At 71.0% G+C, this 20615-nt stretch carries 19 protein-coding genes and 4 tRNA genes; 10 read left to right on the top strand and 13 right to left on the bottom strand.

The genetic code is table 11. The annotated features are described in order from the left end of the window. Window positions 1–41 precede the first annotated feature (41 nt). The 4 genes from QH270_RS29385 to hemQ are packed head-to-tail and all read left to right on the top strand — an operon-like array spanning window position 42 to window position 2680. A complete protein-coding gene (locus QH270_RS29385; RefSeq protein ID WP_280347451.1) occupies window positions 42–506 on the top strand; it encodes an RrF2 family transcriptional regulator in 465 nt (154 codons plus the stop codon). 3 nt (window positions 507–509) lie between these two features. Then, complete coding sequence (locus QH270_RS29380) at window positions 510–1748, top strand: globin domain-containing protein (RefSeq protein ID WP_280347450.1); 1239 nt, start codon at window positions 510–512, stop codon at window positions 1746–1748. A gap of 52 nt (window positions 1749–1800) precedes the next feature. Beyond that, the gene (locus QH270_RS29375; protein WP_280347448.1) at window positions 1801–1956 is read left to right on the top strand and encodes a hypothetical protein; all 156 of its coding nucleotides are present in this window, start codon (window positions 1801–1803) and stop codon (window positions 1954–1956) included. Between the two features lie 28 nt (window positions 1957–1984). After that, window positions 1985–2680, top strand: a complete 696-nt coding sequence (gene hemQ / locus QH270_RS29370; RefSeq protein WP_280347446.1) for a hydrogen peroxide-dependent heme synthase — start codon at window positions 1985–1987, stop codon at window positions 2678–2680. 36 nt (window positions 2681–2716) lie between these two features. Here hemQ and msrB read toward each other — a convergent pair whose 3' ends face one another. The 4 genes from msrB to QH270_RS29350 form a co-directional block, all read right to left on the bottom strand. Beyond that, window positions 2717–3145: a peptide-methionine (R)-S-oxide reductase MsrB gene (msrB, locus tag QH270_RS29365; RefSeq protein ID WP_280347444.1), complete on the bottom strand. Its 429-nt coding sequence runs from the start codon at window positions 3143–3145 to the stop codon at window positions 2717–2719. 65 nt (window positions 3146–3210) lie between these two features. Beyond that, the gene (locus tag QH270_RS29360) at window positions 3211–4551 is read right to left on the bottom strand and encodes a glycosyltransferase family 87 protein (RefSeq protein WP_280347442.1); all 1341 of its coding nucleotides are present in this window, start codon (window positions 4549–4551) and stop codon (window positions 3211–3213) included. A gap of 84 nt (window positions 4552–4635) precedes the next feature. Further along, complete coding sequence (locus QH270_RS29355; protein WP_280347441.1) at window positions 4636–6189, bottom strand: alpha/beta hydrolase; 1554 nt, start codon at window positions 6187–6189, stop codon at window positions 4636–4638. 32 nt (window positions 6190–6221) lie between these two features. Next, entirely contained in the window at window positions 6222–6983 is a 762-nt protein-coding gene (locus QH270_RS29350; protein WP_280347439.1) for a pyrimidine reductase family protein, read from the bottom strand. A gap of 35 nt (window positions 6984–7018) precedes the next feature. Here QH270_RS29350 and zapE point away from each other — a divergent pair, with 35 nt between their 5' ends. Further along, window positions 7019–8038: a cell division protein ZapE gene (gene zapE, locus QH270_RS29345; RefSeq protein WP_280347437.1), complete on the top strand. Its 1020-nt coding sequence runs from the start codon at window positions 7019–7021 to the stop codon at window positions 8036–8038. Between the two features lie 61 nt (window positions 8039–8099). Further along, entirely contained in the window at window positions 8100–8900 is an 801-nt protein-coding gene (locus QH270_RS29340; RefSeq protein ID WP_280347435.1) for a tyrosine-protein phosphatase, read from the top strand. Here the strand turns inward: QH270_RS29340 and QH270_RS29335 are convergent. Continuing rightward, window positions 8893–9435 (bottom strand): GNAT family N-acetyltransferase, encoded by a 543-nt coding sequence (locus QH270_RS29335; protein ID WP_280347433.1) that lies wholly within the window; start codon window positions 9433–9435, stop codon window positions 8893–8895. The two genes, QH270_RS29340 and QH270_RS29335, sit on opposite strands and share 8 nt — an antisense overlap. 71 nt (window positions 9436–9506) lie before the next feature. Between QH270_RS29335 and QH270_RS29330 the strand changes: the two genes are divergently transcribed. Both QH270_RS29330 and QH270_RS29325 read left to right on the top strand, forming a co-directional pair. After that, window positions 9507–11015, top strand: coding sequence for a flavin-containing monooxygenase (locus QH270_RS29330; protein WP_280347431.1), 1509 nt, complete (start codon window positions 9507–9509; stop codon window positions 11013–11015). A gap of 66 nt (window positions 11016–11081) precedes the next feature. Continuing rightward, window positions 11082–12011, top strand: a complete 930-nt coding sequence (locus QH270_RS29325; protein WP_280347429.1) for a LysR family transcriptional regulator — start codon at window positions 11082–11084, stop codon at window positions 12009–12011. A gap of 26 nt (window positions 12012–12037) precedes the next feature. Here QH270_RS29325 and QH270_RS29320 read toward each other — a convergent pair whose 3' ends face one another. From QH270_RS29320 to QH270_RS29310, 3 genes are all read right to left on the bottom strand, one after another. After that, window positions 12038–12334 carry a hypothetical protein gene (locus QH270_RS29320; protein WP_280347426.1) on the bottom strand — a complete coding sequence of 99 codons (297 nt, stop codon included), beginning with the start codon at window positions 12332–12334 and terminating at the stop codon, window positions 12038–12040. Between the two features lie 56 nt (window positions 12335–12390). After that, window positions 12391–12867 carry a CinA family protein gene (locus QH270_RS29315; RefSeq protein ID WP_280347424.1) on the bottom strand — a complete coding sequence of 159 codons (477 nt, stop codon included), beginning with the start codon at window positions 12865–12867 and terminating at the stop codon, window positions 12391–12393. 212 nt (window positions 12868–13079) lie between these two features. Beyond that, window positions 13080–15917 carry a hypothetical protein gene (locus QH270_RS29310; RefSeq protein ID WP_280347422.1) on the bottom strand — a complete coding sequence of 946 codons (2838 nt, stop codon included), beginning with the start codon at window positions 15915–15917 and terminating at the stop codon, window positions 13080–13082. Window positions 15918–16300: 383 nt separating this feature from the next. Here QH270_RS29310 and QH270_RS29305 point away from each other — a divergent pair, with 383 nt between their 5' ends. After that, window positions 16301–17254, top strand: a complete 954-nt coding sequence (locus QH270_RS29305; RefSeq protein ID WP_280347420.1) for a hypothetical protein — start codon at window positions 16301–16303, stop codon at window positions 17252–17254. On the opposite strand, the gene QH270_RS29300 is transcribed toward QH270_RS29305, so the two are convergent. The 5 genes from QH270_RS29300 to QH270_RS29280 all read right to left on the bottom strand — a co-directional run bounded on the left by QH270_RS29300 (window position 17193) and on the right by QH270_RS29280 (window position 19976). Next, a complete protein-coding gene (locus QH270_RS29300) occupies window positions 17193–18410 on the bottom strand; it encodes a hypothetical protein (protein WP_280347419.1) in 1218 nt (405 codons plus the stop codon). The two genes, QH270_RS29305 and QH270_RS29300, sit on opposite strands and share 62 nt — an antisense overlap. A 65-nt stretch (window positions 18411–18475) precedes the next feature. Further along, window positions 18476–19549, bottom strand: a complete 1074-nt coding sequence (mraY, locus tag QH270_RS29295; RefSeq protein ID WP_280347417.1) for a phospho-N-acetylmuramoyl-pentapeptide-transferase — start codon at window positions 19547–19549, stop codon at window positions 18476–18478. Window positions 19550–19717: 168 nt separating this feature from the next. Next, a tRNA-Val gene (locus tag QH270_RS29290) sits at window positions 19718–19792 on the bottom strand. Between the two features lies 1 nt (window position 19793). Continuing rightward, window positions 19794–19864 (bottom strand) — tRNA-Cys (locus tag QH270_RS29285). Window positions 19865–19903: 39 nt separating this feature from the next. After that, window positions 19904–19976: transfer RNA gene (locus QH270_RS29280), tRNA-Gly, on the bottom strand. Window positions 19977–20394: 418 nt separating this feature from the next. Between QH270_RS29280 and QH270_RS29275 the strand changes: the two genes are divergently transcribed. Further along, window positions 20395–20466, top strand: a tRNA-Val gene (locus QH270_RS29275). Window positions 20467–20615: the final 149 nt, after the last annotated feature.

Below are 20615 nucleotides of genomic sequence, written 5' to 3'. Positions count from 1 at the left end.
CGGCATCGGAAACCCGCGTTCGCGCCGATAGTGTCGACGTCATGCAGCTCTCGCCCTCGACCGACATCGCGTTGCGGGCCGTCATGCGGCTGGCCGCCGGTGACGACACGGGCGGCCGGATCACGACCGGGATCATCGCCCGTCAGGTCGGCGCCTCGCCACGGCACACGTCCAAAGCCATCGCCCGCCTGGTGGCGATGGGGCTGGTCGAGGCCCAGCGTGGCCGGATGGGTGGCCTGACGCTCACCGCGGCGGGCCGTGAGATCGGCCTCGGCACGCTGGTGCGCGACCTCGAGGGCGACCGCGAGATCGTCGAGTGCACCGGCGAACACCCGTGCCCCCTCATCGCGGCGTGCCGGTTGCGCAAGCTTCTCGCCGAGGCGAAGGCGGCGTTCTACGCCGAACTCGATCGCTACGTCGTCGCCGACCTGGTCGCCGGTCCCGCCGGGCGTTTGCTGCAGCTGCTCGCGCACCCGCGCGCGGGCACCGGGAATCCCCAGGAGTGAATGATGACCACACCCGTTCGTCGCGGCGCCCCCGAACTCACCCCGGCCGAGGCCGAGACCGTACGCGCGACCCTCCCGCTGATCGGCGCGAACATCGACCGGATCACCAGCACGTTCTACGCGACGCTCTTCGACAACCACCCGGCGCTGCGCCGTGACCTGTTCAACCGCGGCAACCAGGCCCAGGGGAGCCAGCAGCGCGCGCTCGCGGCGTCGATCGCCACCTTCGCCGGCTACCTGGTCGACCCGGCGCTGCCACATCCCACCGAGCTGCTGGCGCGCATCGGCCACAAGCACGCCTCCCTCGGCATCACCCCCGACCAGTACCAGGTGGTGCACGACAACCTGTTCGCCGCGATCGTGGCGGTGCTCGGCGCCGACGTGGTCACCGCGCCGGTCGCCGCGGCCTGGGACACGGTGTACTGGATGATGGCCGACGCGCTCATCGACCTGGAGAAACAGCTCTACGTCGGCGCGGGCGTCGAACCCGGCGACGTCTTCCGGCGGGTCACCGTGACCGAGCGCGCCGACGATGCCGCGGGCACGGCCGTCTTCACGGTCGCCGCGCCGGACGGGGACGCTGCGCTGCCGGATTTCCTGCCGGGGCAATACATCTCGGTCGGTGTACGGCTGCCCGACGGCGCACGCCAGCTGCGGCAGTACAGCCTCGTCAACGCGCCGGGCGGGGGAGTGCTCGAATTCGCCGTCAAGCGCGTGCGGCCCGCGGCGGGCTGCCCGGCCGGTGAGGTGTCCAACCACCTGCACGACACCGTCCACGCCGGCGACGACCTCGAGATCACCCTGCCCTTCGGCGATCTCACCGTCGACACCGACGCCGCCACCCCGCTCGTGCTCATCTCGGCGGGCATCGGCAGCACCCCGATGGTCGGCGTCCTGGAACATCTCGCGGCCCGGAATCCGGACCGCCCGGTACAGGTCCTGCACGCCGATCAGGCGCCGCGCACACATCCGCTGCGTGAGCGCACGCGGGCACTGATCGGCCGGCTGGGCGCCGCGAGCCTCGACCTCTGGTACGCCGAACCCACGCCGGGCGCGCACCTGGGTCGGCTGGATCCGACCCAGGTCACGCTCGCGCCCGGCGCCGAGTTCTATCTCTGCGGCGCAACGGGTTTCCTCGACGCTGTGCGTGCCCAGCTGACCGCCGTGGGTATCCCGGCGCGACGTATTCACCTCGAACAGTTCACGCCCACCGACTGGCAGGCACTGAGCTGCCCGGTGTGAGCCCGGCGTGTCCGGAGGTCGTGGTGATAGCGATCGGGCATGATCGCTCGCTGTGACCTCCGCCGACGCGCCCTCGGACCGCATCCTCTACCTCGACCCCGACCTCGGTCCGGTCGAATTCCATGCCGATCGGGTCAGCGCTGTCGTCTCGATCTTCGGCACCGACGAACACCGGCCGTGGCGCACGGACCGGCCCACCACGAGCTGACCGGCACGACAGTGGCACGATAGGAACCATGGCGCGACTCGACTATCAGGCCCTCAACTCCACCATCCGCTACCTGATGTTCTCGGTGTTCCAGGTGCAGCCGGGCGTGCTCGGCGACGACCGGGCAGCGGCGATCAAGGAGGCGCAGGCCTTCTTCGACGGTCTCGCCGACAAGGGCATCGTGCTGCGCGGCATCTACGACGTGGCCGGGCTGCGCGCCGACGCCGACTTCATGCTGTGGACCCACGCCGAGCGCGTCGAGGACCTGCAGGCCGCCTACGCCGACTTCCGCCGCACCACCGAGCTCGGCCGGGCCAGCGCGCCGGTGTGGAGCAATGTCGCGGTGCACCGCCCCGCCGAGTTCAACAAGAGCCACATCCCGGCGTTCCTCGCCGGGGAGGACCCGGGCGACTACATCTGCGTGTACCCGTTCGTGCGCTCCTACGAGTGGTACCTGCTGCCCGACGAGGAGCGTCGCAAGATGCTGGCCGACCACGGCAAGGCCGCGCGCGGCTACCCGGACGTGCGCGCCAACACCGTCAGCTCGATGGCGCTGGGCGACTACGAGTGGATCCTCGCCTTCGAGGCGCCCGAACTGCACCGCATCGTCGACCTCATGCGTGACCTGCGCGCCACCGAGGCCCGGCTGCACGTGCGCGAGGAGATCCCGTTCTTCACCGGCCCGCGGGTGGAGATCGAGAAACTGATCACCGCACTGCCGTGAGAACACGAAGGCCCGGTCACCGACCGGGCCCTTCGCTCATTCCGCGGTCGGTTGCAGGCGCAGCGCGATCGAGTTGATGCAGTACCGCTGGTCGGTGGGGGTGGGGTAGCCCTCGCCCTCGAAGACGTGGCCGAGGTGGCTGTGGCAGTTGGCGCAGAGCACCTCCACCCGGCGCATGCCGAGGGAGTCGTCGGCGCGCAGGATCACCGCGTCGGAATCGGCGGGGTCGAAGAACGACGGCCACCCGCAGTGCGAGTCGAATTTCTCGGTGCTGCGGAACAATTCGGCGTCGCAGGCGCGGCAGGTGTACACGCCTTCGGTCTTGGTGTCGGTGTACTCGCCGACGAACGGCCGCTCGGTGGCGGCCTCGCGGAGTACGGCGTATTCCTGCGGATCCAGTTTCGCCCGCCACTGCTGCGGCGTCAGCTGGATGCGCGGCGTGGGCAACGAAGTATCGGAACTCATCACTCCACGCTAATGGTTTCGGCCGGTGCGCGCCGCGAGCGTCGCGTCACGGCACCGGCCGTCGCCTATTTCAGCGCGGGTTCGCGGTCGCCGGCGGGCTCCTCCGGCGTCACCGGGTCCTCGTCGGAGTCCGGCGCGGGCGCGGTCCCGGCGACCGGCTTCGGCTCGTCGGCGCCGTCGCGGGAGTCGGGCGCGGAGGCCATCCACGCCGGGTCGATCCCGAACCGCAGCCTGCCCTCGCGGCGCGCGGCCAGGTATCGGTCACCCAGCACGCAGAACACGACGACCAGCAGCAGGCCCCAGCCGAAGGTCACCCGCAGGTACTCGAGTGAACGGCCGATGCTCTGCCAGCGATCCGAGAGCCACTTGTCGTAGGTCATGAACCCGAAGATCGCCAGCCAGGCGGGCCAGTTGCGCAGCACCGAATTGCGCAGCACCACCGACATCAGGAACGGGAACAGCATCATCGAGTAGTACATCTGCCCCAGCGAGAGCAGCAGGAACGACGCCGTGAGCAGCACACCGGAGGACGTGGTGACGAAAAACAGCTCGTCGTCGCGGTAGTAGCGCCACAGCAGCCACAGCGTCACCAGCACGAGCACGGCCATCACGGCCTGGACCACCAGGATCAGCCAGTGCGGCAGGCCGTAGTAGGCGCCGTTGCCGCCGATGGAGCTGTTGAAGTAGTCGCGCGTCTCGGCCAGGTAGGGCACGACCCGGGTGAAGAACTTCTCCGGATCCGCCGACAGCGGCCAGGCGATCGCGGTGAGCGTCAGCGGCACACCGAACGCGGTGATGAAGACCTTCCACTGGCCGCGCGCCGCGGCCACGAGCAGCAGCGGCGCCAGCGTCGGTTTCACCGCGATGCTCAGCCCGAGGGCGACACCGGCCCACAGATCCCGCCGCCGCAGCAGCAGGTGGATGAACGCCATCTCCGCCAGCAGCAGGCAACCGTTGACATTGGTGAACACCAGCGTGTTGGTCACCGTCTCGGAGGCGAACATCGCCAGCAGCAGGGCGGGCGCGGCGATCGACCCGAGCCCGAATTTGAACAGGCGAAGCAGCAGGTACCAGGCGATGAGGATCGCGACGGCGTTGAGGCCGATGAACAGCCAGCGCGACAGTTCGTACTCGATGACCGCGACCGGCGCGATCAGCAGCGTTCCGCTCGGGTAGTAGAGGTAGTGCGGGTCGACCGACGAGAAATCGGCCGTGTACAGCGGCCTGCCGTTCAGGAACTCGAACGAGGCGTTGTAGACCGGTCGGTAGTCGTCGGTGACGAAGCCGTTGATCGCCTTGATGAACACGCGGTTCAGCACCGTCATGACCGCGAACGGCCAGAGCGCGAACTTGATCACCTCGGCGGAGGTGCGAGCGGTACGGGGCTCGAGCTGTCGGAACAACACTGGGGCACGGTACACCGGATCGGGTAGCGATGGTGTCGCCGGACCCGTCCGACGCGCCGGAACGCGGGCTCCCCGCGCGCCCGATCAGGCCGGGCAGGCGCCGCCGTCGGCGGGCAATTTCGCCTCGGCCAGGTAGTCGGTGACGGCCTTCTGCGCGCACCCGGAGTGCGCGATCACCGGATGGCCCCAGCCCTGCCAGGTCATCGTGGCGTGCCGGGCTCCCGCCGAGCCGAGCGCGCCGGTCACCGACCCGGCGGCACTGCCGACGACCGGATCGGCCGCGCCGGCGAACACCAGGACCGGCAGGTCGAGTTCGGACGGCAGCGGCGGCGCGGTCGACACCGGCCAGGCCGAGCAGACCATCAGGTCGATGGCGGCGGTCCGGCCGAAAACCGGATATTTGCCGGCCCACGTCTCGGCGAGCTCGCGAGCCTTGTCCGGGGTGGGCGGCTGCTGGCTGTCGGTGCACCGGTTCACGAACTCGCCGTCGGAGGCGATCGCCGCGGATTCGCGGGCGACCAGCGCGGCCAGCGGCGCGCGGTCGCCGCGGTCGGCGGCGGCGAGGACGTCGGCCAGCGCGGTCACCCGGGTGGCCTGGTCGCCGCGCGGGCTGGACAGGAAGCCGGTGAGGGCCGTCGAGAGGTCGGCGGCGGAGATGTCGCCCAGCTCGCCCGCGCCCGCCTTGGTCATCAGGCCGGTCACCGTCGCGCGCGGATCCGTGCCGAGCGCGCAGTTGGCGGCCCGGCAGCGCTGCGCGAAGGCGGTCAGGGCGGCCTCGGCGCCGGTGACGGCGGCCTCGGCCATCGTCGTCGCGTCCGCGCCGACCGGTTCGGGGGAGTCGAGCACCAGCCGGGCGACGTGGTCGCCGTAGCGGCGGGCGTAGCTCAGCGCCACCTTGCCGCCGTTGCCGGTGCCGACCAGGTTGATCTTGTCGACCTGCCACTGCTTGCGCAGCTGCTCGATGTCGTCGGCGGCGTGGGGTGCGTCGAAGGTGCCCTCGTAGGGCTGCAGGAAGTCGCGGCAGGCGATGGTGGCGTCCTGGCTGTAGCCGGCGACCGCGCCGACCTGGTCCTTGCTGCCGACGCCGAACTGGCCGAGATCGGTCATCACGGCCCGCAGCTGGGCGGGAATGCAGTCGATCGGCTGGGAGGCGCCGATCCCGCGCCGGTCGACGGCCACGATCGGCTGCGCCGCCAGCAGCGCGGTGTTGGGACCGACGGCGAGCCCGGCCAGGGTGGCGGTCGAGGACCGGTCGGCACCGGAGGTGAGCACCAGCGGCGCGGCGTCGGCGGGGGTCTGCGGCAGGCGAGCACGCAGCGCGCCGGCCCGGAAGGTGCCGAGGACGGTGCCCGCCGTGTCGATCGGAGTCGCGAAGTCGGCGCATTCGAGCACCAGGCCCGCCGGGCCGGGGCCCAGGTCCAGCGAACCCAGGGTGGACGCGGTGCAGTCCTTCCAGGCCAGCTCGGTCTTCGGCACCTCGGCCTTGGCGAGTTCGGGTGCCGCGGGCGCCTCGGTCTGCGCGCCACCGGCGCCGGGACGCTCGACGGCGACGACGGGCCGATCCGACGGTCCCGCCCCACAACCCGCGAGCATGATCGACAGTGTCGCGGCCGTCACCGCGGCCCGAGTCCAGCGCATGGGTTACACACTGCCAGGTTCGGCGCCAGGTTTCATCGACGGGCCCATCGGGCCAGGACCGTCCCGTCCTCGGCCAGCACCAGCTGCTTGCGGCTCATCGGGGTGTCGAAACCGCTCGCCGACAGTGAGATTCGCCCACCCGCGCCGCCGACCAGCCGGGGGGAGGTTGTCAGGCACAACTCGTCGACCAGGTCCGCCTCGGCCAGCTGCCCGAACAGATGCGGGCCGCCCTCGCACAGCACCCGCTGCAGGCCACGCTCGGCGAGCACGCGCGGGATCGCGGCCGGCATGATCGCGGCCTCCCCGGCGACCACCACCTCGGCCCCGGCCCGCGCCAGCGCGGCGACCGACTCGGCGTCGGCGTGGGCGGTGGTGATGATCAGCGGCGCCACCTCGGCATCGGTGAACAGCTTCGCCGCCGGATCGAGCCGGGCCGAGGCGGTGACCACCGCGATCGGCGGCGGCGTGCCCTCGGCCGAGCCGCCGATGCCGTGCTGGAAGTGCGCGCGGCGCCGCGCCGGATCAGGGTGCGCGCCACCGTAGTTCTCCGCGCGCACCGTGCCCGCGCCGACGACGATGACCTCCGCCAGCTCGCGCAGCAGCGTGAACACCCGGTGATCGGCGTCGGTGCCGAGCCCGGCCGACACCCCGTCCACCGTGAACGCCCCGTCGACACTGTTCACGAAGTTGGCCCGCACCCAGGGCCGATCCAGCTGCCGCGGATAGGCGTAGCACCTGGCCAGTGCGTCGTCGTCGAGGTCTGCGAGCTGGGTCACATTGTGGATACGCTGCATAGGGACTGATGCAACCACGTCCGTACGATTCGTTCATGCAAGAACGCCTCGTCGATCGCCATCCGGAGGTCCCGGCCGACCAGCTCGTCGCGCAGATGGTGCCACCGCCCATGTTCGACGAGGTCAGCTTCGCCTCCTACATTCCCGACCCGAAGGAACCGAGTCAGGCGGCGGCGGTCCGCAAGGCCGAGGAATTCGCCGGTCAGGTCGCCAAGATCCACAAGGCCGGATCGAAGAAGAGCCTGTTCGGCAAGAAGAAGGCCGTCACCGGCGCCGGGCTCTACCTCGACGGCGGCTTCGGTGTGGGCAAGACCCATCTGCTGGCCTCGATCTTCCACAGCGCGCCCGCGCCCAAGTCGTTCGGCACCTTCGGCGAGCTGACCAACCTGGTCGGCGCGCTGGGCTTCGTCAACGCCGTGGAGCGTCTCTCCGACAACAGCCTGCTGTGCATCGACGAGTTCGAGCTCGACGATCCGGGCGACACCACGATGGTCTCGCGGCTGCTCACCGAGCTCTCCGCCGCGGGCGTCTCCATCGCCGCCACCTCGAACACCCTGCCCAGCCAGCTCGGCGAGGGCCGCTTCGCCGCCCAGGACTTCCTGCGCGAGATCAAGAAGCTGGGCTCGATCTTCGAGCCGGTGCGCGTCGACGGTCCCGACTACCGCCACCGCGACCTGCCGCCCGCCCCGGAGCCGACCTCGCCCGAGGTGCTGGCCGAACGAGCCGCCGCCACACCGGGTTCCACCCTCGACGACTACGACGCGTTGCTGAAGCACCTGAGCACGCTGCATCCGTCGAAGTACGGCGCGCTCATCCACGGGGTGAGCTCGGTGTTCATCTCCGGTGTGCATCCGGTGACCGATCAGGCTGTCGCGCTGCGCATCGTGGTGCTGGCCGACCGGCTCTACGACGCCAGCATCCCGGTGACGGTCTCCGGCGCCAAGCTCGACGAGATCTTCTCCCAGGAGATGCTCGACGGCGGCTACCGCAAGAAGTACCTGCGCGCCATCTCGCGTCTGCTGGCGCTGTCGCGGTTCGAGGCCGCCGCCGCCTGAGCGGTGCGTACGGGGTACTTTCTGAGCTGACCGTGTTCCGGTGCCGTCGAAGGAGTTCCCCGTGACCCGCAGCCGTCGTACCGCGCGGGCGGGCCTGGCCGCCGCGACCGCAGTGTCGGTATTGCTCGGTCCGGTCGTCGGTCAGGCCGTCGCCGCGCCGTCGAGCACCGAGACAGCGACCGCCGACCGGCTGCTCGGCCTGTCGGGTGTGCAGAACGCTCGCGACGCGGGCGGCTACCCCACCACCGACGGCCACCGGGTCCGCACCGGTCTGGTGTTCCGCACCGGCGCGCTCGACAAGGCCACCCCCGAGGACCTGGCCCGCCTCAGCGCGCTCGGCGTGCGCGTCGTCGACGATCTGCGCACCGGGTACGAACGCGCCCTCGCCGCCGACAAGCTGCCCGCGGGCGCGGTCGGCCACTCCTACGACGTGATCGGCCAGGCGCCGCCGCTGATCCTGGCCGGCGCCCTGGTCGGCGGGGAGGGCATGTACCGCGCCTTCATCACCGCGCCCGGCGCGAACGAGGCCTTCGCCGCGGTGCTGCGCGACATCATCGCCGCCGACGGCGCCGGTGTGCTGTTCCACTGCAGCGCGGGCAAGGACCGCACCGGCTGGGCCTCGGCGGTGCTGCTCACCCTGCTCGGCGTCGACCGGGCCACGGTCACCGCCGACTACCTGGCGTCCAACACCTACCGAAACGCCGCGCCCGACGATCCGCTCAACGGCGTGCAGCAGAGCTGGCTCGACGGCGCCTTCGACCAGGTGAACCAGTCCTACGGCAGCTTCGACGATTACGTGCGCGACGGCCTCGGCCTGACCGACGACGAGGTCGCCGCGCTGCGCTCGGCACTGCTCAGCTGAGCGCGCGCTCGAATACGAAGTCGCTGTGCACCTGGTTGCCGACGGTGAACGTCTTGGTGCCCACCCGCGCGAAACCGTGCTTGCCGTAGAACTTCTGGGCGCGCTCGTTGCTCTGGTTCACCCCGAGCCAGACCGCCACCGCGCCCGCCTCCCGCGCGGTGGCGACCGCGGCCTCCATCAGCGCGGCGGCCACACCGCTGCCGTGATGGCCGGGCAGCACGTACATCTTGCTCAGCTCCACCACCGCGCCCGGGCGCACCTGCGCCGCGACCTCGGGGTCCTCGGGCCTGCCCGCGATGAGCATGGCGTAGCCGACGATCTCGTCGCCCTCGACAGCCTTGAGCACGGTGCGTCGCGGATCGGACAGGTACTCGCCGAAGCGTTCCCCGGACAGCATCTGCTCGAGGAAGATCTCGATGTCGCCCTGGGTGGCCTCGGGCGGGCAGGCCAGCGGGAAGGTCGCGGCGGCGACATCGCTGAGCTCCTCGGCATCCCAGAGCCCGGCCCGATCGACGACGACGGAACTGTTGGTCATAGTTCCAGTACAGCACGGGTCGCGCCCGCGGCGGTGGCACCGTGACCGCCGTCCCGAGTACTCTCCTCGCCATGACGAGCGGTAGCCGCATCGGGATCGTCGGTGCGGGAGTTGCGGGTTTGGCCTGCGCGAAAGTGTTGAGTCGGGCGGGGTTCCCGGTCGAGGTGTTCGACCGTGCCCCTGACGTCGGGGGTGTGTGGAGCGCCACCCGTCGGTATCCCGGCCTGCGCGCGCAGAACAGCAAGTTCACGTACCACTTCAGCGATCACCCCATGCCGGAGGACTATCCGCGGTGGCCCGACGGCCAGCAGATGCAGGCCTACCTCGCCGGCTACGTCCAGCACTTCGGCCTCGCCGGGCAGCTGCGTCTCGGCACGGAGGTGGTCGCGGCCGATCCGGTCGACAGCGGCTGGCTGCTCGAGGTCCGCGACGCCGACGGCGTGCACCGGGCCTCCTGCGATCACCTGATCGTGGCCAACGGCGTCTTCAGCGATCCGGTGCTGCCCGACCTGCCCGGCGCCGACGCGTTCCGGGCCGCGGGCGGGCGCATTTGCCACGTCTCGGATTTCCACGACGCCGAATGGGCGCGGGATCGGTCGGTGGTCGTCATCGGCTACGGCAAGTCGGCCACCGATGTGGCCGAGGCCGTCAGCCACCTCGCCGACGAGACCAGCGTCATCGCCCGCAGGCTCACCTGGAAGATGCCGCGCAAGCTGGGCGGCGGCCTCGACTACGAACGGCTGCTGCTCACCCGTTTCGGCGAGGCGCACTTCGCCTCCAGGGAACCCCGTCGCGCCGAACGCCTGCTCGACTCCCTGAGCCTGCGCGAGGCGAACATGGACCTGCTGCAGGAGCGGGTGACTCGCAGACTGAAGCTGCGCGAACTCGGACTGCTGCCCGAGGGCCGGTTCGAGCAGATCGCCACCAGCAGTGCCGCGCTGGCGACCGAGGGTTTCGCCGAGCAGGTCGAAGCGGGCCGGATCGCGGTGCATCGCGACGCCGAGGTCACCGATCTCATCGGCGGTCAGCACGGTCCCGCGGTGCGCCTGTCCGACGGCACCCTGAAACTGGCCGAGATCGTCATCTGCGCCACCGGATACCGGCAGGAGGTGCCGTTCCTCACCCCGTACGTGCGGCGCGCGCTCACCGACGACGTGGGCGCCTTCCGGCTCTACCGCAACATCCTGCCCGTCGACGTCCCGAACCTGACCTTCGCGGGCTACAACAGCTCGCAGGTGAGCGCCCTGGGCGCCGAGGTCGGGGCGCACTGGATCGCCGGGCTGCTCACCGGGAAGTTCGTGCCGCCCATGGCCGAACAGATGAACTCCGAGATCGACGAGCGGCTGGCCTGGTCGCACGAGCGCACCGAGGGCAGGCACGCCCAGGGCGCCTCGGTGAGCCCGTTCTCGCTGGCCAATATCGACGAGATGCTCGACGATCTGCGCACTCCGCTGCCGCTGAGCAGTCGGCTGGCGCAGTGGGTGCGCCCGGTCCGGCCCGCGACCTATCGCCGGGTCCTGCGCGAGCGCCCGGTCGCGGTGCCCGCGGCCCCCGCACCGGCGCCGATAGCCGAGCGGTAGCCGACACGCCGGATCGCCGCCGCCGCGACACTTGGTGGCGATCGCCGTGTTGGTGATAATCCTCGCGTGGACGCGCTGGATCTGAACCTGCTGCTCGCTCTCGACGCACTGCTCGACACCAACAGCGTGACCGAGGCGGCCCGGCGTCTGCACACCTCGACCTCGGCGATGAGCCGCACCCTCACCCGGTTGCGCGCGGTCCTCGGCGATCCGCTGCTGGTGCGGTCGGGGCGTCAGCTGGTGCCGACACCGCGGGCGCTGGAGCTGCGCCAGGATGTGGCGGGCCTGGTCGAGCGGGCGCGGTTGCTGTTGACCGCCCGCGACGGCGAGGAGCCCGGCCGCACCAGGGATTTCGTGGTCCGCGTCGCCGATCCGGTGGCCGTGCGGCTGGCCGGTCCGCTGCTGGCGGCGGTCCGCGCCGAACTGCCGGGGGTGACGGTGCGCCTGCTCGCCGCCGATCCCGCCGACGCCGCCGTCGCCCTACGGGACGGGCGGGTCGACGTCGAGGTCGGCATGATCGGCCGGACCGATCCCGAGACCGTCGTCAAACGCCTGTTCGCGGACCGCTGGGTGGGCATCGCCGCCGCCGGCCATCCGTTCGGCGCCGAGCGCCCCACGGTCGCCGCCTACGCCTCGGCGCCGCACCTCGAAGTGTCACCCACCGGCCGCACGCACAGCCCCATCGACGACCGGCTGGCCCTGCACGGCCGCACCCGCCGCGTGGTCGCCACCGTCCCGGATCTGTCCACCGCGCTCCTCACGGTCGGCGCGACCGAACTCGTCTGTCCCGCACCGGAACTGCTCTCCCGTCCCGCCCGCGCGAGCCTGGGCCTGTCCATGTTCGAGATCCCCCTCCCGCTCCCCGCCCCGGTGATCGCCATGGCCTGGCACCCGCGCAACACCGCCGACGCGGGCCATCGCGCGCTGCGCGACCTCATCGGTGCCGTCCTGCGCGAGTCGACGGCGCCGGAGTTGGTCGCGGTGGAGGCGGTGTGAGCCGCCGGTCAGTTGAACGACGAGCTTCACCATGTCAGAACGAACAGCACGATGCGGGCCACGAGGAGGAGTGTCGTCACCAGCGCGGCGCCCGCGACGAACTGCGCGGCGTACGCCCACCGACGGCCTCGCGTGGCGTCGAGGCGAGTCGTTGCCACGGTGCCGAGCAGCAGCGCGGTCCCGCCCGGAATCGCGGGCAGGAGGGTATAGATCAGCGGCCCGGTGAGGGTGGTTTCGAGCGGATCCCACGGGCAGGGGACCCGGCCGGTGACAAAAGCCGTCGTCACAGCGACAGCCGCGAGCCCGAACGCGACGTAGGCCACCCATGCGGACCGCGGTGACGCGCGCGGTGCCCGACGGGACGGCGGCGCAGCGCTGTTCATCCCTTGCTCGTGCTCGTGATCGTGGTCGCCGTCGACAGGAGTAGTTCCAGCGCGTACCGCACGGATTGCTCGAGGACTTCGGCCGGGTCGCCGTCGAACTGCCGGTGGCTCGTTCGCATGCCCGCCCGTGAACACACACAGAACCACACCGAGCCCTCGGGTTCACCGTCCTGTGGGCCCGGGCCGCCGACGCCGGTGGTGGCCACGGCGAGGTCGGCGTCCAGCAGGGTTCGCACGCCCTCGGCCATGGCCTTCGCCGCGACCTCCGAGACCACCGGAACATCGGGGACGTCGAGGACGCGTCGCTTGACCTCGGTGGAGTAGGCGATGACGGCGCCGCGGAACCACACGGCGGAATCGGGTGCGGCGCCCAGGGCCGCGGCCACGTTGCCCGCTGTCAGCGATTCGGCGACGGCCACCGTCAGATCGTGGCGTTCGGCCAGCTCGGCGAGCTGCTCGGCGATCGCGTTCATGGTCTCCTTCGGCGGTCGGGGACCCGTTTGGAACGGGAACACGCGGGTATGTTCGCCGTGGATCCAATCACAGACTGCCACCGGGGACGGGATGTCCGGCCTCCCGACCGGCGGGCGGGCGGTTGCCGGGTCCAGTGCGCCGGTGGCGCTGCGTGTCGACGACGGACCGGCAACCGCCATCCATACCTCGGATCCCCCGCGTGCCCGTCCGGTCAGCCGGGTTCCGTGGTCGGTGGACCGAAGACGTCGCGCCGCCCCGGCGGCAGCCCCGCTGAGCGCTTCAACTCGTCGAGCATCGCCTGCAACTTGTCGACGTGCGCCTTCTCGATATCGAAGGCCCGGTACGTCCCGGTCACCGTGATTCCCGCCGCGTCGGTCGCCGTCGGCGGTGCCGGGTCGGCCGGGACGCGATCGAACGGGCTCGTCTGCGCGGCGCCACCACTCGGGATCGGCGCTCCGAAGTCGGCGGGTCCAGGCCGAGCCGCCGAACCCGGGTCGTTCGTGAACATGTCAGCGGGCCCGCGGCCGTTGCCCGACGGCGTGTACCCGGTGTATTCGTCCGCCGCGGCGGGGTACGCGGATCGCGTCTCGGTCGATGCGGGGTATTCCGGGGTGACCGACCGCGCGGCGCTGCCCGCCGCGGTGGTGAGCCCACCCGACGCCCGTCCCACGTCGGCGGAGCCAGTGGGCTGGTCCACCGCCACTTCGCCCGAAGGGATCCGGTCCGGCGTCGTGTGGTCGGCCGAGAGCGGGATACCCGTCGGCGACATCTCGCCGACCGACCCGCGCTGCGCGGGCATGCCGCCGGTGTGCCCGGCGGCATCGGAACTCGCTGTCATCGCCGTGTGCCCGGTACCGACCTGTCCGGTACCTCCGGTGCCCGGCGCGGCGTCGTGGCCGCGATCGACCGAGGAGGGGGTCGTCAACTCAGTGGAGCGGGCTGTCCCGGAGGTCGACGTGCTCACGGGGGTCGCGCTGGTGGCGGGAACCGGCTCGGGTGCGTGCGAGGCCGGTCCGGGGTTCGCGGTGCGATCGGTCTCCGCCGCGGGGGAACCGGTCGTGGACGGCGTCAGCTCCACGGTGGCCGAGAAGCCGGACAGCGCGGTGTTCGTGGTGCTGTTCTGGCCGTTGACGAACGCATCCGCCGCAGGGTGACGGTCCGCGGCACGGGTGTAGGACTGCGCGTCGGGGTTCGCGAGGTCAGGGAACCCCGGCACTCGCTCCGGCGAACCGCCGACCGGAATCGTGATTTTCGTGGGAGCGGTGGCTGAGTGCGTGGCGGTGGTCGACTGTGGGGCGGAGGTCGAGTGCGTGGTGGTGGCCGACTGTGGGGCGGTGGCCGAGTGTGGGGCGGTAGCGGAGTGCGTGGCGGTGGCCGAGTGTGGGGCGGTGGCGGAGTGCGTGGCGGTGGTCGAGTGTGGGGCGGTGGTCGACTGTGGGGCGGCGGCCGAGTGCGCGGCGGAGGACGTGTGCGCGGCAGGAGCTGTGGTCTCGGCGGCGGGAGCGGGGCGGGTCTTCGGAGCGGAGAGTCGCGCAGGTGGTGCCGCGGGTGTGCCGGGGGAGGAGGCCTGGGGTAGCTGGTCGCGTGGGTCACCGCCGGTGAAACCGTTGCGGTCGTGGCCGTTTCGGACCGAGGGTGTGGAGGTCAGGGTGTCGTCGTCGGCGAAGGTCCAGTGGATGCCATTGGCGGTGCCGCCCGACCCGAGCTCTGTCGTCCGCGGATCGGATCCGTGGGCATACCCATTCGTTCCCCCCGTCGCGACCGGTGTGGCATCGCCGACTTCCTGCGCCGGGGCCGCCGCCGACAGCGTCGCCCGCGGCGATGTACCGGCCGCCTGCGCGGACGCGCTCGTCTGCTGGGCGGAGGTTCCCGCAGTGAGCCCGTCAGCCCTGGGATCGATCGACCGGCGGTCGGCGTCACCCGGCCCGTCACCGACCCGCACCGATCCGGTCGAGCCCACCTCGGCCGCGGCGTCCGTGCCGATCCCGCCGACCTCGCGCGGGGCGTCCGTATCCACCCTGCCCACCGGCCGAGCACGCTCGACCGCGACCTCCTCCGACCGATGGCCACCGGCGCGGCCGTTCGACGAGGACTCCGCTACACCGGGTGTCCCGAGTGCAGTCCCGCCCGCGATCCCGCGACCGGCCCCGCCGTCGGACGACAACTCCGGCACCGTCGCCTCGGCGGCCTCCCGCTCGGCGGCACGGCTTTCCTGACGGCGACCGGCGCTCACCTGTCCGTCGCCAACGCCGCGAGTGCCGTGGGTGGCCGCGGTGTCGCGCGGTTCCGCGACGTCGGGCGCGAGGACGGAGTCCCCGGGAATCCCGCTCTCGACCACGGCGCCGTTCGCTCTCGCGCCGTTCAGCGCCCGGGTGGAGTCGATCGCCACGCTTCCCCCCGGGAAGGCACCGTTCCGGCGTTCTTGCGGCGCGCCGTGCGCTCCGGCGCCGTTGCGCCGCGCGGCGCCGTTGCGTCGCTCGGCGGAGGCGGCATCGCGGGCCGCGCCCATGTCATGGGCGAGGGTCGTCGACACCCCGCTGTGATCGGCGCGCGATTCGCTGTCGGGCGCCGAGAACGGCGACCAGGAACCAGCTTCCGCGCCCGAGGACTCCCCGGTGGCCCGCGGAATCGGGGCGACGGTGAGCGGCCAGGTCGGGTCACCGAGGTGGTCGGTGCGCGAGAGGCGCCGTTCCAGCGGTGGCCGCACACCCTCGTCGGTGTTCTCCGCCTCGGCGGCCGCGCGTTCGGCGGCCTCCCTGACCTCGCGGCGGCTCGGGGTGCTGCGCCCCGTGCGGGGCGGCGTGTCACCGCCGTCGAGGGCGTCGAGCCGGGAGCTCAACCGCGAAATGTCCTGTGACGCATGGAATGCCCAGGATTCGAGCCGGTGGATCCTGGTCTTCTCGGGAAGATCGTCGTCGGCGGGAAAGGTCGGCACCTCGTGCTGCACCCGGGCGGCGACGATATCGAGTTTGTCACTGACCTCACGCAGTGCCGCGGCGATACTCGCCAGCATCGACCCGATGGACTCGTCGTGCTCAGCGTGGTTCATGCACACCCTACTTCCCGTGCTCGGCGAGCGTGCCCGCCCCGGCCGCAGCGATCATATCCACCGTCGGCCCGCTCCGTCCGGGCGCGATGGCCGCCGGACGGTTTCGGCGACGCGCCGAACCGATTCGTAATCCGGACGAAAAGGACCAGCAACAGGCCGGGTATGTGTATCGAAATGATCAAGATCTCGGCGTCGTTCTGCGACGTTGGCACAATGAAATGGCTTGATATACAAGCGGAGTCGCGTGTGTGATCTCGATCACCGATCGGTGACGCACCCGAGCGCGGGTCAAGGGGGCTGGCGGCCTGTCGGCTGCTGCGGGAACCTGGACACACGACATGGGTGCTGGCCCACGTCGGGGTCCCGGGTGAGGGAGTGATGGTGTGAGGACGAAGCGGCGGAGCGAGACCAAGGTCGCGTGTGGACGACGGGCGCTGCTGGACGAACTCGGCATCTCCGAGGGCACCCGCCGCGCGGCCCCGGAGCGGACCGGATACGGCTGCGGGTGTCCCGAATGTGTGGCCAGACAGTGGAACACGCAGCGCCTCGAGCACTGGATCTGTGGCCGTCTCACGGCGGCGGGCGCCGACGAGGCGCAGGTGGACGCCCGGATCGACGACATCCCCGTCGATGTCTACTGGCGTCGCGGCGATCGCCGCTGTGTGGTGGAGGTGCGCACCGGCCCGCTCGACATCACCGCCGCCCGCGCCCACCGGGAGCGGCTGCGTGCCGCCGGTATCGACGACGTGCTGTGGGTCTGCCCGCGCGGCTACTGGGTGCCGCTGGTGCCCGCGGTCGGTATCGCCGACTTCGCGCCGGCGTCCGCCGACTACCGCATCGACCAGGGCATGCTGACGGCGGGGGAGTCGGGGTTCGCGACGGCGTCGCGGGCGAGCTGGGAACTGCGCGATGTCCTCGCGGGCTGGGTGAACGGTGAGATCCACTGGGGACACGTGGATCTGATGACAGGAGGGTGGGCCGAGGTGGGCACCTGGGAACGGCATACCGGGGCGCAGGCCGCCCTGATCGAACAGCAGCGTAAGCAGTTGCGCGACCAGCGGGTCGAGCTCGCGGTGTCGCGGCAGACCGTGCGGGACAAGCAGAAGCTGGTCTCCCGCCTGCATCACCGGATCGATCGGGCGGGCGTGAACGCCGACGCCGAGGCCATCACGCTGGCCGGGGTGCGCAGCGAGCTGGTCGCCCAGCAGCGGATCGCGGCCGGCCTGCGGGCGACGATCGCGCGGATGGATCGCACGATCAACCAGTGGCAGTGGCTCACCTGCTGCGCGATGCTGCTGTGCGTGACGCTGATGGCGGGCGCGATGGTGATGCGCTGAGCCGCATCGGCGTTCGCTCCCATCGCCAGTCGTGCCGCAGCACCAGCCCGGCCAGGTCGAGCAGCTCGAGGCCCGTCTCGGCGCGGACCGCGTCGAGTGCGCGGCGGTCGTACGGGCCGCGCGCCAGGTCGGCGGTGAGGCGCGCGTCGACGGCGGGGTCGATCGGGCGGGTGCGCAGCGCGGCCTCGTCGAGGGCGCTACCGGTCCAGGCGTGCCAGCCCCAGCCGTTGGCGTGGGCGTGCGCGCGGCCGAGGTCGCACTGGACCCTGGTGTGGTGGAAGGCGATCCGGCCCAGCGGGACGACGTCGATCAGCGCGATCCGCCCGTCGGTGAGCTGCGCGGCGACCGCCGGATAGTGCACTTGGTCCTGCTCGCCGAACCGATAGGTGAGCGCGGCCGGTTCCTCCTGGAAGGCCGTCACCCTCGGGTCGGCGTCGAGGCTGCGCAGCAGGCGTGCGGTGAGCGCGGAGTCGTAGGCCACGTCGCGGCCGACGGAGGCGAGATAGAAGCGGCCGCGGCCGTCGTCGTCGCCGTCGGCGACCCGGGCGGAGGCGGTCGGCAGCGGTGCGGGCGTGCCGCCGCCCCAGTCGATGTCGCCGAACAGCGCGTCGAGGTCGTCGGTCTCGTCGAGCGGTCGCAGCTTGGCCAGGATGCTGGCGGTCTTCTTCTGCCACCCCAGGATTCGCTGCATCACGTATCCGGCGACGCGCTTGGCGTCGGTCTGGTCGTGCCCGGCCAGGCGCAGCTTGAGATAGGACCACTCCATCGCCACCAGATCGGTGTCGGTGGCGTAGGTCTCGGCGAGCAACATCCGGACCAGGCGCAGGTCGCCGTGATCGCGGGGGTATCGGCGGGCGAACACCGTCGTGCTGCGATGCCCGGACCGGGTGGCTTCGCGCAGGAGCTGACCGATGGCCTTGGCGTAGAGCTGGCGGACCCGGTCGCGGGCCAGGTCGTAGCGGGCGCCGATGCGGGTGAGCGTTTCCGGACGCCGGCCGCCGATGCCCAGCCGCAGGGCCACGATCCTGGCATCCCTGGCGGCGCGTTCGGCGTGCTCGACCAGCAGCTCGGCGACCAGCTCGTCGAGCTCCTCCAGCTCGAAGGACACCTCGGCGGCGATGTCGTGGTCGAGGTCGCGCCCGCTCCCGGCTCTCACTGGCCCTCCTCCCGCTCGGCTCGCTGTGTCGGGTCAGCGTAGCCGGGCCCACCGACAGCGCCCGCTCATATCGCGGTGATGTATTCGCCGTAGAACAGGCACAACCCGATCGCCGACGCGATGCCGGCGAGCACCCAGAACCGGATGATCACCGCCGTCTCCGGCCAGTTGTTCAGCTCGAAGTGATGGTGGAACGGCGCCATCCGGAACAGTCGCGTGTGGGTGGTGCGGAACACCACGATCTGCAGCAGCACCGACAGGATCTCCGCGACGAACAGCGCGCCGAGCACCACCGCGAGCAGTTCGGTGCGGCTGGTGATCGACAGGCCCGCCACCAGCCCGCCGAGCCCGAGCGACCCCGTGTCGCCCATGAAGATCTTGGCCGGCGCCGCGTTCCACCAGAGGAAACCGATGCACGCGCCCGCCGCCGCGGCACTGACCACCGCCAGGTCCAGCGGGTCACGCACGTTGTAGCACCCGCGTCCCGGGTCGAGTTCGCACGAGTTCTCGAACTGCCACAGGCTGATCACCACGTACGCGCCGAGGGTCAGGCTCATCGAGCCGGCGGCGAGGCCGTCGAGGCCATCGGTGATGTTGACCGCGTTCGACCACGCCACCACCAGCAGGCAGATGAACGCGACGAAGATCAGCGAACTGAAGGCGATGGTGTTGATGTCACGGACATAGGACAGGTTGTTGCTCGCCGGGGTGAGCCCGGTGGCGCCGGGGAAGCGCACTATCAGCACCGCGAAGACGACGGCCGCACCGATCTGCCCCAGGTACTTGCCCGCCGCCGTCAGCCCGAGATTGCGGTGTTTGCGCAGCTTGATGGAGTCGTCGAGGAATCCGACCATGCCCAGCGCCGAGGCCAGCAGCAGCACGAGGATGCCGGAGGCGCTGGGTCCGGGCGCGTCCCAGAGCAGCCCGATCAGATGCGAGCCGAGGAACCCCGCCCACACACCCGCGCCGATCGCGAGCCCGCCCATCGTCGGGGTACCGCGTTTGGTCTGGTGGCTGGCCGGTCCGTCGATCCGGATCTCCTGGCCGAACCCGCGCCGGGCGAATACCCGGATCAGCACCGGGGTGAGCGTGATGGTGACGAACAGGGCGATCCCCGCCGACAACAGGATCTGCCTCAACTGCTCGCCTCTCCTGCCGCCGTCCGCCGCGCCACCACCGGCCGGGCGACGCCGAGTGCCGATCCTAGGGGAGTGCGGTCCCCGTCCGGGAAAGGAGTGACCTGGGTTACACCGGGTGTGCGATCATGGAACAGCAAGAAGGCCCCGGTCGAAACCGGGGCCTTCTTGTGGTGCGCGATACTGGGATTGAACCAGTGACCTCTTCCGTGTCAGGGAAGCGCTCTCCCGCTGAGCTAATCGCGCGAGGTGGAGACGGGAATCGAACCCGTGTGCACGGCTTTGCAGGCCGTTGCCTCACCACTCGGCCACTCCACCGCGCAAAGGAGGATGGCATAATGCCTAACCTACCTCTCGAGCGGATGACGGGATTCGAACCCGCGACCCTCACCTTGGCAAGGTGATGCGCTACCAGCTGCGCTACATCCGCATTCACACGTTAGGGGAGAAGCTCGGCTCGGCGGCCTCGCTGCTCTCCGTGGTGCGAGAGAAACATTAGCCGACGGTCGGCGCAGACTACAAATCGCCTGGTAGACCGGCTCAAATGTGAATTACAGGCATGTTGTTCGCGGTGTTCTGGGCGCCGAAGGTGTCGCGCGAGTGAACGGTCCCGCCGCGCCTTCACCCACCCTGCCCTCTCGGTTGGAACCATGATCTGACGTAGATATGCGCATTGAACAATTCGTGTGAGCGGTAACCCGGCAGGGGGTCCGCCCTGCCGGGTGGCCCAAGAACGGCTCGGAACACGGAACCCCTCGTTCACAAGGCGATTTGGTGTCACCAGGGTGCCCCGTGCTAATGTTCCATCTCGTTCGAGAGGCACTCCCGGTGTCCCTCGGTACACTTCCGGTCCCATAGCTCAGCGGGAGAGCGTCCGCCTCACACGCGGAAGGTCGCTGGTTCGAAACCAGCTGGGACCACCCTGAAAGTTGGGGGGCCCGCCCGAAAATTGGGGGGGGGGGGGGTTTTTTTGGGGGGCGCCCGGGGGGGGGGCGGGGGGGGGGGGGGGGGGTGTTGGGGGGGAGGGGGGGGGGGGGGGGGGGGGGGGGGGGGGGGCGGGGGGCGGGGG

It is taken from the genome of Nocardia neocaledoniensis (assembly GCF_029868625.1).
Lineage (GTDB): Bacteria > Actinomycetota > Actinomycetes > Mycobacteriales > Mycobacteriaceae > Nocardia > Nocardia neocaledoniensis_A.
This window is presented reverse-complemented; position numbering and strand designations above follow the sequence as displayed.